The 15,070-nt window shown below is 70.5% G+C and carries 12 protein-coding genes; 6 read left to right on the forward strand and 6 right to left on the reverse strand.

Features of this window, described 5'->3' with window-relative positions; translation table 11 throughout:
- Positions 1-33: 33 nt before the first annotated feature.
- Entirely contained in the window at positions 34-1,764 is a 1,731-nt protein-coding gene (locus tag I3F58_RS04535) for a hypothetical protein (protein WP_240106862.1), read from the forward strand.
- 452 nt (positions 1,765-2,216) lie between these two features.
- Here the strand turns inward: I3F58_RS04535 and I3F58_RS04540 are convergent, their stop codons facing one another.
- From I3F58_RS04540 to I3F58_RS04555, 4 genes are all read right to left on the reverse strand, one after another.
- Entirely contained in the window at positions 2,217-2,765 is a 549-nt protein-coding gene (locus I3F58_RS04540; protein ID WP_240106863.1) for an RNA 2'-phosphotransferase, read from the reverse strand.
- A 169-nt stretch (positions 2,766-2,934) separates the two neighbouring features.
- Positions 2,935-3,876 carry a MerR family transcriptional regulator gene (locus tag I3F58_RS04545; RefSeq protein ID WP_240106864.1) on the reverse strand — a complete coding sequence of 314 codons (942 nt, stop codon included), beginning with the start codon at positions 3,874-3,876 and terminating at the stop codon, positions 2,935-2,937.
- A gap of 91 nt (positions 3,877-3,967) precedes the next feature.
- Entirely contained in the window at positions 3,968-5,758 is a 1,791-nt protein-coding gene (locus tag I3F58_RS04550; RefSeq protein WP_240106865.1) for an SDR family oxidoreductase, read from the reverse strand.
- A complete protein-coding gene (locus tag I3F58_RS04555; RefSeq protein WP_240106866.1) occupies positions 5,755-6,615 on the reverse strand; it encodes a M24 family metallopeptidase in 861 nt (286 codons plus the stop codon). Before I3F58_RS04555 ends, I3F58_RS04550 begins: the two co-directional genes overlap by 4 nt.
- 307 nt (positions 6,616-6,922) lie before the next feature.
- On the opposite strand from I3F58_RS04555, the gene I3F58_RS04560 reads away from it, so the two are divergent.
- From I3F58_RS04560 to lpdA, 5 genes are all read left to right on the forward strand, one after another.
- On the forward strand, positions 6,923-7,903 hold the full coding sequence (locus I3F58_RS04560; protein WP_240106901.1) for an ABC transporter ATP-binding protein: 981 nt from the start codon (positions 6,923-6,925) through the stop codon (positions 7,901-7,903).
- A gap of 11 nt (positions 7,904-7,914) precedes the next feature.
- The gene (locus tag I3F58_RS04565; RefSeq protein WP_240106867.1) at positions 7,915-8,823 is read left to right on the forward strand and encodes an ABC transporter permease; all 909 of its coding nucleotides are present in this window, start codon (positions 7,915-7,917) and stop codon (positions 8,821-8,823) included.
- 52 nt (positions 8,824-8,875) lie between these two features.
- Complete coding sequence (locus I3F58_RS04570; RefSeq protein WP_240106868.1) at positions 8,876-9,787, forward strand: ABC transporter ATP-binding protein; 912 nt, start codon at positions 8,876-8,878, stop codon at positions 9,785-9,787.
- A gap of 15 nt (positions 9,788-9,802) precedes the next feature.
- A complete protein-coding gene (locus I3F58_RS04575; protein WP_240106869.1) occupies positions 9,803-10,525 on the forward strand; it encodes an ABC transporter permease in 723 nt (240 codons plus the stop codon).
- Between the two features lie 207 nt (positions 10,526-10,732).
- Entirely contained in the window at positions 10,733-12,136 is a 1,404-nt protein-coding gene (lpdA, locus tag I3F58_RS04580; protein ID WP_240106870.1) for a dihydrolipoyl dehydrogenase, read from the forward strand.
- A gap of 416 nt (positions 12,137-12,552) precedes the next feature.
- Here lpdA and I3F58_RS04585 read toward each other — a convergent pair whose 3' ends face one another.
- Positions 12,553-13,359 (reverse strand): HAD family hydrolase, encoded by an 807-nt coding sequence (locus tag I3F58_RS04585; RefSeq protein WP_240106871.1) that lies wholly within the window; start codon positions 13,357-13,359, stop codon positions 12,553-12,555.
- Complete coding sequence (gene serS, locus I3F58_RS04590; protein ID WP_240106872.1) at positions 13,356-14,633, reverse strand: serine--tRNA ligase; 1,278 nt, start codon at positions 14,631-14,633, stop codon at positions 13,356-13,358. The genes I3F58_RS04585 and serS overlap by 4 nt, the downstream gene beginning before the upstream one ends.
- Positions 14,634-15,070 lie beyond the last annotated feature (437 nt).

Raw genomic sequence — 15,070 nt, forward strand, 5'->3', positions numbered from 1 at the left:
CTCTCGTACCGTGCCCCGCACAACCCTGACGCCGTGCTGTACCTCACCGCGGACACGGGACGGGCCCACCACGGGGACACCCGGGCAGGGCAGCGTGAGCGGCCGGTCAGGATGGTCGCGATGCTCGGCACCGGCCGACGCACCGGAAAGGTGGTACTCAACGAGCGCACCACCGTCGCGGCGGGTTTCGCGATGGCGCAGTTCACCCGCGACGGCGAGGTGGCGGGCCGCAAGCCCGGGCTGCAGAACGCTGCGGCCGTCTCGCACAATCTGGCCGACATCGGTGACGGCTCGGTGGCCGACATGCTCGCCACCGCCCCCAACGGCGACCAGACGTCCACCCTCCGCGCCTTCAACACGCTGGCGGACATCCTGTCCGGCTGCACCGCGGGACAGACCTGCGACACGCTCTTCGAACTGGCAGGACATCCCGGGGCGAAGGCGCCCAGGGAGACCTTTCAGGCCGTCGCGGACATCGCCAGGCTCCCCGGCAACCACGCCGCGGAACTCTTCGCGCTGGCCGACGGCCGCACCACCTATCGCCCCAGGCTGGCGGAGGCCCCAGACGCCTGGACCCTCGCCCTCCGCTACGTGGGCAACGGACATGAGCTGGACGGTCCGGGCAACGTCGCGTTCGACGCGGAGGGCACGGCCTGGATCGGCAACAACTACACGTTCAACGCCGATCCCTCGCAGTCCGTCTGCGGTTCGCACATCCTGTCCCGGCTGACTCCGGACGGCCGTGACGTACCGGGTGCCCCCTACAGCGGCGGCGGACTGTACGGGGTGGGCTTCGGCACCGCCATCGACCCCCGGGGCCAGGTCTGGGCGGCCAACTTCGGTTTCCAGGGCACAGGCTGCCCGCTCGACGCCAGCCGTCTGTACCGCAGCGTCTCGCAGTTCACCGCTGACGGCCGGCCCCTCTCACCACCCCTGGGATGGCGGCAGGGTGACATCGTGCAGCCGCAGGGCGCTCTCTCGGACAGCGACGGCAACATCTGGATCGCCAACTGCGGCGGCCGAAGCGTGACGCGGATTCCGGAGGGCGACCCCCGCCGGGCCCGGAACATCGCACCCGGCGGGGACAGCCTGATCAAGCCCTTCGACGTCACGTTCGACACGCGCAAGCGTGCCTGGGTGACCGGCAACGGGAGCGACAGCGTCATGCTGATGTCCCCGCACGGCACGCCCCTGCGCTCGATCACCGGCGGCGGGATCAAGCGCCCCATGGGCATCGCCGCCGACAGCCTGGGCAACGTCTTCGTGGCCAACGGCGGTGCTGTGGTCGCGCCTTGCGAGGGAACCACGCCGGCCATGGTCGCCGAGGCGATCAAGGACATCGTCACCCGGCACGTCGACGCGTCGGTCACGATGATCCGCCCCGACGGCACGACCCCCGACAAGCCCTTCGTCAACGACGGCCTGTTCCTGCCTTGGGGAATCGCGGTCGACGGCAATGACACCGTCTGGGTGGCGAACTTCGGCGGCCATCGCCTGGCCAACCTGTGCGGCGCCCGCCTGTCCGCCTGCCCGCCCGGACTCCGCACGGGTGACCCGATCTCACCGGCGGACACCGGTTACACCAGCGACGGGCTGGAGCGGAACACCGCCATCCAGATCGACCCCTCCGGCAACGTCTGGCTCGCCAACAACTGGCGGAACATCCCGGTGCAGACCAACCCCGGTGGCCGCGAGATGGTGGTGTTCGTCGGGCTCGCCGCCCCGGTGCGCACTCCGCTGTTCGGACCGCCCCGGCAGCTCTGACGGAGCGGGGGCCGGATCGGGTGCGCGGTGTCCCGCGTGGCCCGTGTCCGGCCCCGGCCCGGACCCTCATGGTCCGGATGATCTCCGTGGGCACATGGCGCGACGGTTCCGGGCCTGTCACGAGGCGGTCGCCGGTCGGATCGGATATACCGGACGCTCGGTGAGGAGCCGCGTTGCTGTCATGGGAGAAGCGCGGCTCTGCCGGACCGGATCGCACGCACAACGAGTGCCGGATCGGGGTTCCCCGGGCCGGGTCGGCGGATCGTCGGCCCGCTCCGGGGCCGTGATCACGTCTCGTGGTCGCCACCACGGCCGAGCTGCGCGGCGACCGCATCAGAGGAATCGCGACACCGTCCGTTCCGGACGGACGGTGTCGCCCACCCGGCGCACGAAGCCCCCTTCCGGCCGCGAGTGGCGGACGAGGCCCGGCCGTGACCCGGCGCCTCGCCCGGTCACGTCGTGCAGCGGAGGTACCGCGGCGGTACCGAGTCCGTGAGCCACACACCGTTGTCACTGACGTGGAAGACATGGCCGTCGCGGTGCATGGCCCCCGCGTCCACGGCCAGCACGAGCGCCCGCCCCCTGCGCGCCCCGACCCGGGTCGCGGTCTCCCGGTCCGGTGACAGGTGCACATGGTGGCGTCCCATCGGGCGCAGCCCCTCGGTGCGGATCGACGCCAGGTTCCGGGCGACCGTGCCGTGGTAGAGGTGCGCGGGCGGGGTGGTCGGCGGCAGGGCCAGATCCACGTCCACGGAGTGACCCTGGACCGCCCGGATCTGGTCGCGGTCCGTGTCGATCGTGAAACGCCGTTTGTCGTTCACCGCGACGACGTGCTCCAGCTCGGCACGACTGATCCGCATCCCGTGCCGTTCCATCGCCCGCAGCAGATCCATGACAGCCACCCAGCCCTGGGGATCCAGGGCCAGGCCGATCCTCTCCGGCTGGTGGCGCAGATGCCTGGACAGGTACTTCGACACCTTCACTGTGCGCAGTTCGTCCATGGAGGCAGCGTGGCACCCGTACCGCCCGGACGCCACGGAAATACGGCGGGCGCGGTGACGTAGATCACCCGCCATGCGGGAGAACAGTCGGCGAATGAGGTTTGATCCACAGGCAACTGCCTTTCTCCACAAGCAGAGAGCATGCACTTGTGGACAACTCGCTGTGATCTCAGCTTTGTTCAGGGCCGGACGGGTCTCTGGCCGTGGCGGTCAGTTCATCCAACGTCCTTGCGTGCACCTCTCGTTCGGCGGCAGCCGCGATGAACGCGGCCGTGTTCTCCGTGCCGACCAGTTCCCGTACGGCGCGTACCGTCTCCGCCGGGAGCGCGACGGGACGGGGCTCGTCGGCGGTCGCCGCCGGGGCTCCGGGCGCCAGCTGCTGCTGCAGGTGGCGGGGAGCGAACGTGCGCATGGCGCGGGCCAGTTCCGCGTCCACCGTCTGCTGGGCGAGCGGTCGCAGCCGCCGTACCAGTCCGGCCGCCTCGGCGGCCTCGGCGTCGCTGGGCGGACGGTGGCCGAGATAGCGCGCGAAGACATGCTCCGTGGTGAACTCCAGGAACCGGGTGGCGATGTGCTCAACCTGGGTGCGCAGCTCCCGCAGATGTTCGGCGATCGCCAGCAGGGGCACCCCCGCCGTGTACAGCTCCGCTGCCACGGCGAGTTCCTGCGGGCTCGGTACGAGAAACTCGTCCTCGCGCCCCGGCACCGGCTCCAGCACCCCCAGCTCGACCGCCTCCCGCACGGCCCGCTCGTCCGGTACGCCGCCGAACCGCTCGTCCAGTTCGGCGCGGGTGATCCGGTCGGCCTGCTCATCCGTCCACGGGCCGTTCACCTCCGCGACCAGCCCCAGCACGCCGCCGAGCCCGCGCCCGGTGTCCCACGCCTCCAGCAGCTCCTTGATCGAGGCCAGGGTGTAGCCACGGTCCAGCAGATCCGCGATCTGCCGCAGCCGCGCCAGATGACCGTCCCCGTACACGTTGGACCGGCCACGCCGCTCGGGCCGGGGCAGCAGCCCTCTGTCCTGGTAGGCCCGGATGGTCCGGACGGTGGCGCCGCTCAGATGCGCCAGGTCCTCGATCCGGTACTCGGCCGCAGCCGCCCGCTCGGACACATTCCACTCCCTACTGCCCCTGGCCTTCCTGCCAGGGATGGTACGAGGGCTCACGGGCCCGGCCGCGGGAGCGGCCGGGCACCGTGCCTTCTCACAGCCGCGGCTCGATCCGGGCCATGGCGCGCAGCGCGGCCGGGGCGAGCCGGGACATCAGGTGGGCACCCCTGGCCTCCGGGGTCACGGGCACCACTGCCCGGTTCTCCGCCACCGCCCGCAGGATCGCGTCGGCCACCTTCTCCGGCGGGTAGTTGCGCAGTCCGTACAGCCGGGAGGTCCGGCGCTGCCTCCGCCGCTCCTCGTCCTCGGGCACCCCGGCGAACCGGGCCGTGGCCGTGATGCCGGTGTTGACGAGGCCCGGGCAGATCGCCGTGACGCCGATGCCCTGCCCGGCCAGCTCCGCGCGCAGGCACTCGCTGAGCATCAGCACCGCGGCCTTCGACGTGCCGTAGGCGGGGAGCACCCGCGACGGCTGGTACGCGGCGGCCGACGCCGTGTTCACGATGTGCCCGCCCTGGCCACGCTCCGCCATCTGACGCCCGAAGAACCGGCAGCCGTGGATGACGCCCCACAGGTTGACGTCCAGGACCCGCTTCCAGTCCTCGCTCGTGGTGTCGAAGAAGGAACCGGAGAGCCCGATCCCCGCGTTGTTCACCAGCACGTCCACCACGCCGTACTCGGCGGCGACCTTCGCGGCGAGCTTCTCCATGGCCTGTTCGTCGCTCACGTCGGCCACCTCGGCCCAAGCAGAGGGCGCCCCGACCAGCAGGGCGAGCTCCGCCGTACGGGCCGCGCCTTCGGCGTCCCGGTCCACGGCCACCACCCGTGCGCCCGCCTCCGCGAACGCGAACGCGGTGGCCCGTCCGATGCCGCTGCCCGCCCCCGTCACCAGCACCAGTCGGCCGCCGAACCGGTCCGCGTACCGCCGGCCCGCCGTGACCGGCTCCGGGAGCCCCGCACCGCCCGGCGCGCCCTGCTCGTCGTGCGCCGTCACGAACTCCCCGATCCACGCCGCCACCTGGTCCGGCCGGGTGCGGGGCACCCAGTGCTTCGCCGGCAGCGTGCGGCGTACGAGCCGCGGCGCCCACCGCGCCAGGTCGTCGTAGAGCCGCTCCGACAGGAACGCGTCCCCGGTCGGCGTGATGAGCTGCACCGGCACATGGGCGTAGGCGTCGTCCCGGGGGCGCAGCAGCCGTGAGCGCACGTTGTCCCGGTACAGCCATGCCCCGTTCGCCGCGTCGGACGGCAGCGACGCCGTCGGGTAGCCGTCGGCCGGCACCCGCTCCACGCGGCGCAGGAGGCCCGGCCACCGTTTGCCGAGCGGCCCCCGCCACGCCGCCTCCGGAAGGGCAGGCGTGTGCAGCAGATACACGTACCAGGACTTGGCCCCCTGTCCCAGGAGCTGGCTGACCCGGCGCGGGGTCGGGCGGGCCGCTCGTTCCTTGATCCAGTGCCCGAAGTGGTCCAGGGACGGGCCGGACAGGGACGTGAACGACGCGATCCGTCCCTCGGTCCGCTGCACGGTCACGAACTCCCACGACTGCACCGACCCCCAGTCGTGGCCCACCAGATGCACTGGCCGGTCCGGGCTGACCGCGTCCACGACCGCGAGGAAGTCGTCCGTCAGCTTCTCCAGCGTGAATCCGCCGCGCAACGGCGCCGGCGCCGTCGAGCCACCGTGCCCCCGCACGTCGTACAGCACCACATGGAAGCGCTCGGACAGCCGGTTCGCCACCTCGGACCAGACCTCCTTCGAGTCCGGGTACCCGTGTACCAGCACCACCGTCGGCCGGCCCGGCTCACCCAGCTCGGCCACACACAGCTCGACCCCGCCCGTACGCACCCGGCGCTCCCGCGCGCCCTTCAGCAGACCCGGCCCGCTCATACGCCCGCCACCTCCTCCGTCTCCCGCGTCTCCTCCGCCCACCGCCGGACGTGCGGCAGGTCGTCGTCCAGCCAGAACGCGCTCTCCTCCGGGTCCTTCGAGTCGGTCACCACCAGCAGCTCCTCGAACTTCGCGCCCGTCCCCCGGAACCCCAGGTGCGGCTCGACGGCCCACAGCCCCGGCCGCGGCGGATGGTCCGAGAACCGGTACGGCGACCAGAGCGGCGACCAGCCCTCCCGGTGCCCGTGCAGGGCGTCGCTCGCCAGTCCCCGCAGCGAGCGCGTACCGAACCCGAACAGTGTCGGCGCCCAGCGCCGCTCCCGTACCCGGTCCACCTTGTGCGCGATGACGCCGAACGGATACGCGCGATGCCGGTTGGCGTACCCCTGCCGAACCATGAGCCGGTCCACGTCCTCGTAGATCTCCCGCAGCGGTCGTCGCTCCCTCACCTCCCGCAGGATGAGCACGCGGTGCTCACGCAGATCACTGAGCAGCCTGGCGTGCACCGCGTTCGGGCCGAGGCAGCCGGAGTAGCCGATGTCCGCGGTGTGGCCCTTGTATATGGGTGCCATGTCGAGGATGAACGGCATCCCCGGCTCCAGTCTCCGGTTCGTCGGGAAGAACTGGAGCGGCACCCGGAACCCCGTGAAGGCCGTGCGGTCGCCGAACCAGGCGAACGGCAGATGGAACCAGTCCCGAACACCTCGCTCACGCAGCCACTCCCGCTGCATCCGGGCCGCCTCCCGCTCCGTCACTCCCGGCCTGAGCCGCGCCGCCACCGCCTCCGCGCAGCTGTACGCGAGCCGCTGTACCTCCCTGAAGCCGCGCAGCTCCTGCGAGTCGCGCGTCCCTGTCATCGCTGCTGCCACGCCACACCCCGCCCGTCTGTCCGCCCGGCACCACCCCGCCGTGTCCGCCGGGCAGCACCGCATCACGTGAGCGCCCGTGTGCGCTACGCGTTCGTAACTTGACATCAACGAATGTGACAATGCCCGGCGGCTGCGTCAAGAGGTGTGCGTGGCCTGTGGACAACCCGTCCGCCCGCCCGGCCTACATCTCCCGTACGGGCCACCGCACGGTCACGTACTCCTGGAGTCGGAGACAGATCCAGCCGCCAGGGCTGACGCCCGTTGTGGCCCGCGCCACTAGCGTCGGAGCGTGACTGTGATCGCGACCGAAAGCCTCAGCAAGCGGTTCCCCCGGGTGACCGCTCTCGACCGGCTGTCGCTGGACATCGGGCCCGGTGTGACCGGCCTGGTGGGTGCCAACGGAGCCGGCAAATCAACCATGATCAAAATTCTGCTCGGGCTGTCGCCGGCGACCGAGGGCCGCGCCGAGGTCCTCGGTCTCGACGTCGCGGCACACGGCCCCGGCATCCGCGAGCAGGTCGGCTACATGCCGGAACACGACTGCCTGCCGCCGGACGTCTCGGCCACCGAGTTCGTCGTTCATATGGCCCGCATGTCCGGCCTGCCGGCCACCGCGGCACGGGAACGCACCGCCGACACCCTGCGCCATGTCGGCCTCTACGAGGAGCGCTACCGCCCCATGGGCGGCTACTCCACGGGCATGAAACAGCGCGTGAAGCTCGCCCAGGCCCTCGTCCACGACCCGAAGCTGGTTCTCCTGGACGAACCGACCAACGGTCTGGACCCGGTCGGCCGCGACGAGATGCTCGGCCTGATCCGCCGCGTCTGGACGGACTTCGGCATCTCCGTCCTCGTCACGTCCCACCTGCTCGGGGAACTGGAGCGCACCTGCGACCACGTCGTCGTCATCGACGGCGGCCGGCTTCTGCGCTCCAGCTCCACCAGCGACTTCACCCGGACCACCACCACCGTCGCCGTCGAGGTCACCGACTCCGACGCCCACCCGGACGGCACCGCGGCGCTGAGGACCGCCCTGACCGCCGCCGGAGTCAACCTCCACCTGCGTGAGGAAGAAGGCCTGCCCGGCGCGGGTCACGTCCTCCTGGTCGAGGCCACCGGCGACGACACCTACGACATCGTCCGCGACACCGTCGCCGACCTGGGCCTCGGCCTCGTCCGCATGGAGCAGCGCCGCCACCACATCGCGGAGGTCTTCCATCCCGGGACCTCCGACGCGGCACACGGCGACGGCCAGTCCCTGGAGGTTCCGGCCTGATGAGGACCGACATGAGCAGCCAGCCCCAGCCCGAACCCCAGGCCCAGGCCCAGACGCAGATCCACAACATCGGCTACCGCAAGTACGACGGGCCCCGCCTCGGCCGTGCCTACGCGCGCCGGTCCCTTTTCGTGCAGTCCCTGCGGGGCTCCTACGGGCTGGGCCGCAGCGCCAAGTCCAAGGTCCTGCCGATGATCCTGCTCGGCATCATGTGCGTCCCGGCGCTGATCATCGTCGCCGTGGCCGTCACCACCAAGATGACGAAGCTCCCCGTCGCGTACACCCAGTACGCGATGATCATGCAGCTTGTCATCGCCCTGTTCGTGGCCTCCCAGGCGCCCCAGGCCGTCTCTCTCGACCTGCGCTTCCGCAGTGTCCCGCTGTACTTCTCCCGACCCATCGAGCGGCTCGACTACGTCCTCGCGAAGTTCGGGGCGATGGCGACCGCGCTCTTCATGCTGACGGCGCTGCCGCTGCTCATCCTCTACATCGGCGCGCTGCTCGCGAAGATGGACTTCGTCGAGCAGACCAAGGGCCTGGCACAGGGGGTGGCCTCCGTGGTCCTGCTGGCGCTCCTGCTCGGCGGGATCAGCCTGGTCGTAGCCGCCCTGACACCCCGTCGCGGGTTCGGCGTCGCCGCGATCATCGGGGTGCTGGTCATCTCGTACGGCGCGGTCAGCACCCTCCAGGGCATCGCCTGGGCCACCGACAACTTCGACGCGGTGGCCTGGCTGGGCCTGTTCTCCCCGATGACTCTCATCGACGGCGTCCAGACCGCTTTCCTCGGAGCCTCCTCGACGTTCCCCGACGCCCTCGGCCCCAGCACCGGACAGGGTGTCGTCTACCTGCTGGCCGTCCTCGCGCTGATCGCCGGTTCGTACGGCATCCTCATGCGCCGCTACCGAAAGGTCGGGCTGTGAAAACCGCGCACCCGTCGCCCGCCACCACCCTTCCAAGGAATGGGCTGCGTCCATGAGCACTATCTCCATCGACCACGTCTCCCGGTGGTTCGGAAACGTCGTCGCCGTCAACGACATCACCATGTCGATCGGGCCCGGCGTCACCGGTCTCCTCGGCCCCAACGGCGCGGGCAAGTCCACCCTCATCAACATGATGGGCGGGTTCCTCAACCCCTCCACCGGCACCGTCACGCTCGACGGGCAGCCCATCTGGCGCAACGAGTCCGTCTACCGCCGCATCGGTGTCGTCCCCGAGCGGGAGGCGATGTACGACTTCCTCACCGGCCGAGACTTCGTCGTCGCCAACGCCGAACTCCACGGTCTGGGCGCCGCCGAGGCCCAGCGGGCCCTTGCCACCGTGGAGATGGAGTACGCGCAGGACCGGCAGATCGGTACGTACAGCAAGGGCATGCGGCAGCGCGTGAAGATGGCCTCGGCCCTGGTCCACGAACCGTCCGTGCTACTGCTCGACGAGCCGTTCAACGGTATGGACCCGCGCCAGCGCATGCAGCTCATGGACCTGCTGCGCCGTATGGGCGCCGACGGCCGCACCGTGCTGTTCTCCTCCCACATCCTGGAGGAGGTCGAGCAGCTCGCCGCCCACATCGAGGTGATCGTCGCCGGACGGCACGCCGCCAGCGGGGACTTCCGCCGGATCCGCCGCCTGATGACGGACCGCCCGCACCGGTACCTGATCCGCTCCAGTGACGACCGCGCCCTGGCCGCCGCGCTCATCGCGGACCCGTCGACGGCGGGCATCGAGGTGGACGTCCGTGAAGGCGCCCTGCGCGTCCAGGCGGTCGACTTCAGCCGGTTCACCGAGCTGCTGCCCCAGGTCGCCCGGGCCCATGGCATCCGGCTGCTGACGGTCTCGCCCTCCGACGAGTCCCTCGAGTCGGTCTTCTCTTACCTCGTCGCGGCCTGAAGGGAGCCCACGACCATGTACCACCCCACTGTCGCCCGGCTCACCTACCGGGCCCTGCTGGGCCGCCGCCGTGCCGCGGTCCTCTTCGTCCTCCCCGCACTGCTGCTGATGCTGGCGGCCGCCGTCCGGATCTTCAACGGACCGGACGACCAGGTCGCCGCGGACGTGCTCGGAGGGTTCGCGCTCGCCACGATGGTGCCGCTGATCGGCGTCATCGCCGGTACGGGCGCGATCGGCCCGGAGATCGACGACGGCTCGATCGTCTATCTGCTGGCCAAGCCGGTGAAGCGGCCCACGATCATCCTCACCAAGCTGACCGTGGCCATCGCCGTCACCATGGTCTTCTCCGCGCTGCCCACACTCCTCGCGGGGCTGATCCTCAACGGCAACGGCCAGCAGGTCGCCGTCGCCTACACGGTCGCGGCACTGGTCGCCTCGATCGCGTACAGCGCGCTGTTCCTGCTGCTCGGCACGGTCAGCCGGCACGCCGTCGTCATCGGTCTCGTGTACGCGCTGATCTGGGAGGCGCTGTTCGCCGGGCTTATCTCCGGGGCGCGCACCCTCAGCGTCCGGGAGTGGGCGATGGCCGTGGCCGAGAAGGTCACCCGGGGCGAGGGCCTGGTCTCCTCCGAGGTGGGCCTGCCGCTCGCGGTGGGGCTGCTGGCCGCGGTGACCGTGGCCGCCACCTGGTACGCGGGCCAGAAGCTGCGCACTCTGACGCTGGCGGGCGAGGAGTAGGAGAGCGTCCGCAGGCGGGAGACAGGCGAGAGGCAGGTCGCACACGCGCCTCTTCACGCGGACGGGGGAGGGAGTTGTCCACACAGCCTCCCCCGTCCACAGGGGGAGACGGCCGTCGCAGCAGGCTGACCTCCCCAGGATTACTGTGGGCACGGGCGCGACCCACACGGCCCGTACGACCCGCACTCACAACCTGGGGAGCAAGTCATGACAGACCGCTTCGACGTCGTCGTACTCGGGGCAGGGCCCGGCGGATACGTCGCCGCCATCCGTGCAGCGCAGCTCGGGAAGCGGGTCGCGGTCGTCGAGGAGAAGTACTGGGGCGGCGTCTGCCTCAACGTCGGCTGCATCCCCACCAAGGCCCTGCTGCGCAACGCCGAGCTGGCGCACATCGTCACGCACGAGGCGAAGACCTTCGGCATCAAGGTCGACGGCCAGGTCTCCTTCGACTACGGCGAGGCCTTCCGCCGCAGCCGCCGGGTCGCGGACGGCCGCGTCAAGGGCGTCCACTACCTGATGAAGAAGAACGGCATCACCGAGTTCACCGGCCGGGGCACCTTCCTGGACGCGCACACCCTTCAGGTGGCCCTCGCCGACGGCACCACCGGCACCATCGGTTTCGACAACTGCATCATCGCGACCGGCGCCACCCCGCGCCTGCTCCCCGGGACCAGCCGCAGCGACCGCGTCGTCACCTACGAGGAGCAGATCCTCGCCGACGACCTGCCCCAGTCGGTCGTGATCGCCGGCGCGGGCGCCATCGGCATCGAGTTCGCGTACGTGCTGCACAACTACGGCGTGAAGGTCACCGTCGTCGAGTTCCTCGACCGGATCGCGCCACTGGAGGACAAGGACGTCTCGGCGGAGCTGGCGAAGCAGTACCGCAAGCTCGGCATCGACGTGATGACCTCGACCCGTGTCGACTCCATCGACGAGTCGGGCGCCCAGGTGCGCGTCACCGTCACCACCAAGGACGGCTCCCAGCAGGTTCTGGAGGCCGACAAGGTGCTCCAGGCGATCGGCTTCGCCCCGAACGTCACGGGCTACGGGCTGGAACACACCGGTGTACGGCTCACCGAACGCGGCGCGATCGACGTCGACGCACGCTGCCGTACGTCCGTCGCGCACATCTACGCGATCGGTGACGTCACCGCCAAGCTGATGCTGGCACACACCGCCGAGGCCATGGGCGTGGTCGCCGCCGAGACCCTCGCGGACGCCGAGACGATGGAACTCGACTACCCGATGATCCCGCGCGCCACCTACTGCCAGCCGCAGATCGCCAGCTTCGGCTGGACGGAGGAGCAGGCGCGGGAGCGGGGCTTCGACGTCAAGGTCGCCAAGTTCCCGTTCACCGCGAACGGCAAGGCGCACGGGCTGGGCGACTCTACCGGCTTCGTGAAGCTGATCAGCGACGCGAAGTACGGCGAGATCATCGGCGCCCATCTGATCGGCCCGGACGTGACCGAGCTGCTGCCTGAGCTGACGCTGGCCCAGCAGTGGGATCTGACGGTCCACGAGGTGGCGCGCAACGTACACGCGCACCCCACGCTGGGGGAGGCGGTCAAGGAGGCGGTGCACGGACTCGCCGGGCACATGATCAACTTCTGATCGCGCAACGTCCCCGTCCCACGGGGTAATTCGCTGGCGCGGGCGGTCGCTCCCCGGCACAGTGGTGGACGTACCGCGGACACCACGAAGCCGGGGAGGAGCGAGGCGGGGAACGGGAACAACCCGGGACCGCCGAGCTCCCGCAGGGCAGCGCGGGGCAGGCACCGGAGTGGTCATCGAGACCCCCGGCGTGAGCCGCCCGTCGGCAGCTGCCCGGGGGCGGCCGCTTCGAGCGCGCGTACACGCACATACGCGCGGGCCGCCCCTCCCCCTTCGGGGCCGCGGCGACGGGCGCCTTCCGCACTCCGTCCCTGCCCGCAGCGGGTACCGGCAGCGTGCGGACACGGTCCGCACGCTGCGCCTCAGCCCTCTTCAGCGTGGCCGACGGCAGCACGTCAGCCGCCTTGCAGCAGCCGTCAGCCGGCCAGCAACTGCTCCAGGACCACCGCGATACCGTCCGCGTCGTTCGACGCGGTGACCTCGTGGGCGACGGCCTTCAGCTCGTCGTGCGCGTTGGCCATCGCCACACCGTGCCGCGCCCATGCGAACATCGGGATGTCGTTGGGCATGTCACCGAACGCGATCGTGTCGCCCGCCTTGACGCCCAGCCGCCGCGCCGCCAGCGAGAGCCCCGTCGCCTTGGAGAGGCCCAGCGGCAGCAGCTCCACGACGCCCGGGCCTGCCATCACCACGTCCACCAGGCCGCCCACTGTCTCCCGCGCGACCGCGGTGAGCGTGTCGTCGTCGAGTTCCGGGTGCTGGATGTAGAGCTTGTTCAGCGGCGCAGCCCACACCTCCGCAGGGTCCCTGTACGGCACGTACGGCAAGGGCCCGTCATGGACCTGGTACCCGGGCCCCACCAGCACGTCCCCGTCCAGCCCGTCGCGGCCCGCGGCGAGTGCCAGCGGACCCACCTCGGCCTCCAGCTTCGACAGGGCGAGCCCCGCGAGCTGCCGGTCCAGGGTCAGCGAGGTCAGCAGCCGCCGCTCGCCCGCGTGGTAGACCTGCGCGCCCTGCCCGCACACTGCGAGCCCCTGGTAGTCGAGGTCCTCCAGGATCTGCCGGGTCCAGGGGACGGCCCGCCCGGTCACGACGATATGGGCCGAGCCCGCCTCGGTGGCGGCGATGAGCGCGTCACGGGTGCGCTGCGAGACCGACCCGTCGGGGCGCAGCAGCGTCCCGTCGAGGTCGGTCGCGACGAGCCGGAAGGGGAAGGGGCTCACTTGGCGACGGGCTCCAGCAGCTCCCGGCCCCCGAGGTACGGCCGGAGGATCTCCGGGACCCGCACCGAGCCGTCGGCCAGCTGGTGGTTCTCCAGGATCGCCACGATCGTGCGCGGCACGGCGCACAGCGTGCCGTTCAGCGTCGCCAGCGGCTGCACCTTTTTGCCCTCGCGCATGCGCACGGACAGTCGGCGTGCCTGGAAGCTGTCGCAGTTGGACGCGGAGGTGAGTTCGCGGTACTTGCCCTGGGTCGGGATCCAGGCCTCGCAGTCGTACTTACGGGAGGCGGAGGCACCCAGGTCACCGGTGGCGACATCGATCACCTGGAACGGCAGCTCCAGGGAGTTCAGCCACTGCTTCTCCCACTCCAGGAGCCGCTGGTGCTCGGCCTCCGCGTCCTCGGGCGCGACGTACGAGAACATCTCGACCTTGTCGAACTGGTGGACGCGGAAGATGCCGCGGGTGTCCTTGCCGTACGTACCTGCCTCGCGGCGGTAGCAGGGGGAGAACCCGGCGTACCGCAGCGGCAGCTTGTCGGCGTCGAGGATCTCGTCCATGTGGTAGGCGGCGAGCGGTACCTCGGACGTGCCGACCAGGTAGAAGTCGTCCTTCTCCAGGTGGTACACGTTCTCGGCGGCCTGGCCGAGGAAGCCGGTGCCCTCCATGGCGCGCGGGCGGACCAGCGTCGGCGTCAGCATCGGGGTGAACCCGGCCTCCGTCGCCTGCGCGATGGCGGCGTTGACGAGGGCCAGCTCCAGCAGGGCGCCGACGCCCGTCAGGTAGTAGAAGCGGGAGCCGGACACCTTGGCGCCGCGCTCGACGTCGATGGCGCCGAGCGCCTCGCCCAGCTCCAGATGGTCCTTGGGCTCGAAGCCCTCGGCGGCGAAGTCGCGGACGGTCCCGTGCGTCTCCAGGACGACGAAGTCCTCCTCGCCGCCGACCGGGACGTCGGAATGGACGATGTTGCCGAGCCGGAGCAGCAGGCGCCGCGTCTCCTCATCGGCCTCGTGCTGCTCGGCGTCGGCAGCCTTGACGTCGGCCTTCAGCTGCTCGGCGCGCTGGAGCAGCTCGGCCCGCTCCTCCGGGGAAGCCTTGGGGATGAGCTTGCCGAGCGATTTCTGCTCGGAACGGAGTTCGTCGAAACGGACGCCGGACGACCTGCGCCGCTCGTCGGCTGAGAGCAGGGCGTCGACGAGTTCGACGTCCTCTCCACGGGCGCGCTGGGAGGCGCGAACTCGGTCGGGGTCCTCACGGAGCAGGCGAAGGTCAATCACCCCACCAGGCTACCGGTGTGGACTCGGCTCACCCCACCGCATATCACCGAGCGTATCGATTTGCCCCATTTTGCAGGAATGCAACCGATATGGGGAGGGAAAGTCGCGCCCTTGGTTGTCCACAGAGTGCCGTGCGGCGCGGATGTTATCCACAGGCTGTGCGGATAGGTGTGAACTCCGGAACTGATCACTCCGAAAGTGCCGGACGGAGGGGGTGAATCGTCGACCAAACCGACCTCCCGCACTCATTTCGGGTGGGAATTGCTCACTCCAAGGGGTTGATTGAAGGAATTGGAGTGACGCGCCCGACCGTGGGGTGCTGAAGGGCTCTGAAGGATGGCTACACCGATTTATCGACCTTGTCCCGTTCCGCTCGAACCGAGGTGGACGCCCGATGTCGACTTGTCCCCAGGGAGGGCCGCCGCCCTGTGGATAAC

The sequence above is a fragment of the Streptomyces sp. MUM 203J genome (assembly GCF_022414595.1).
GTDB lineage: Bacteria > Actinomycetota > Actinomycetes > Streptomycetales > Streptomycetaceae > Streptomyces.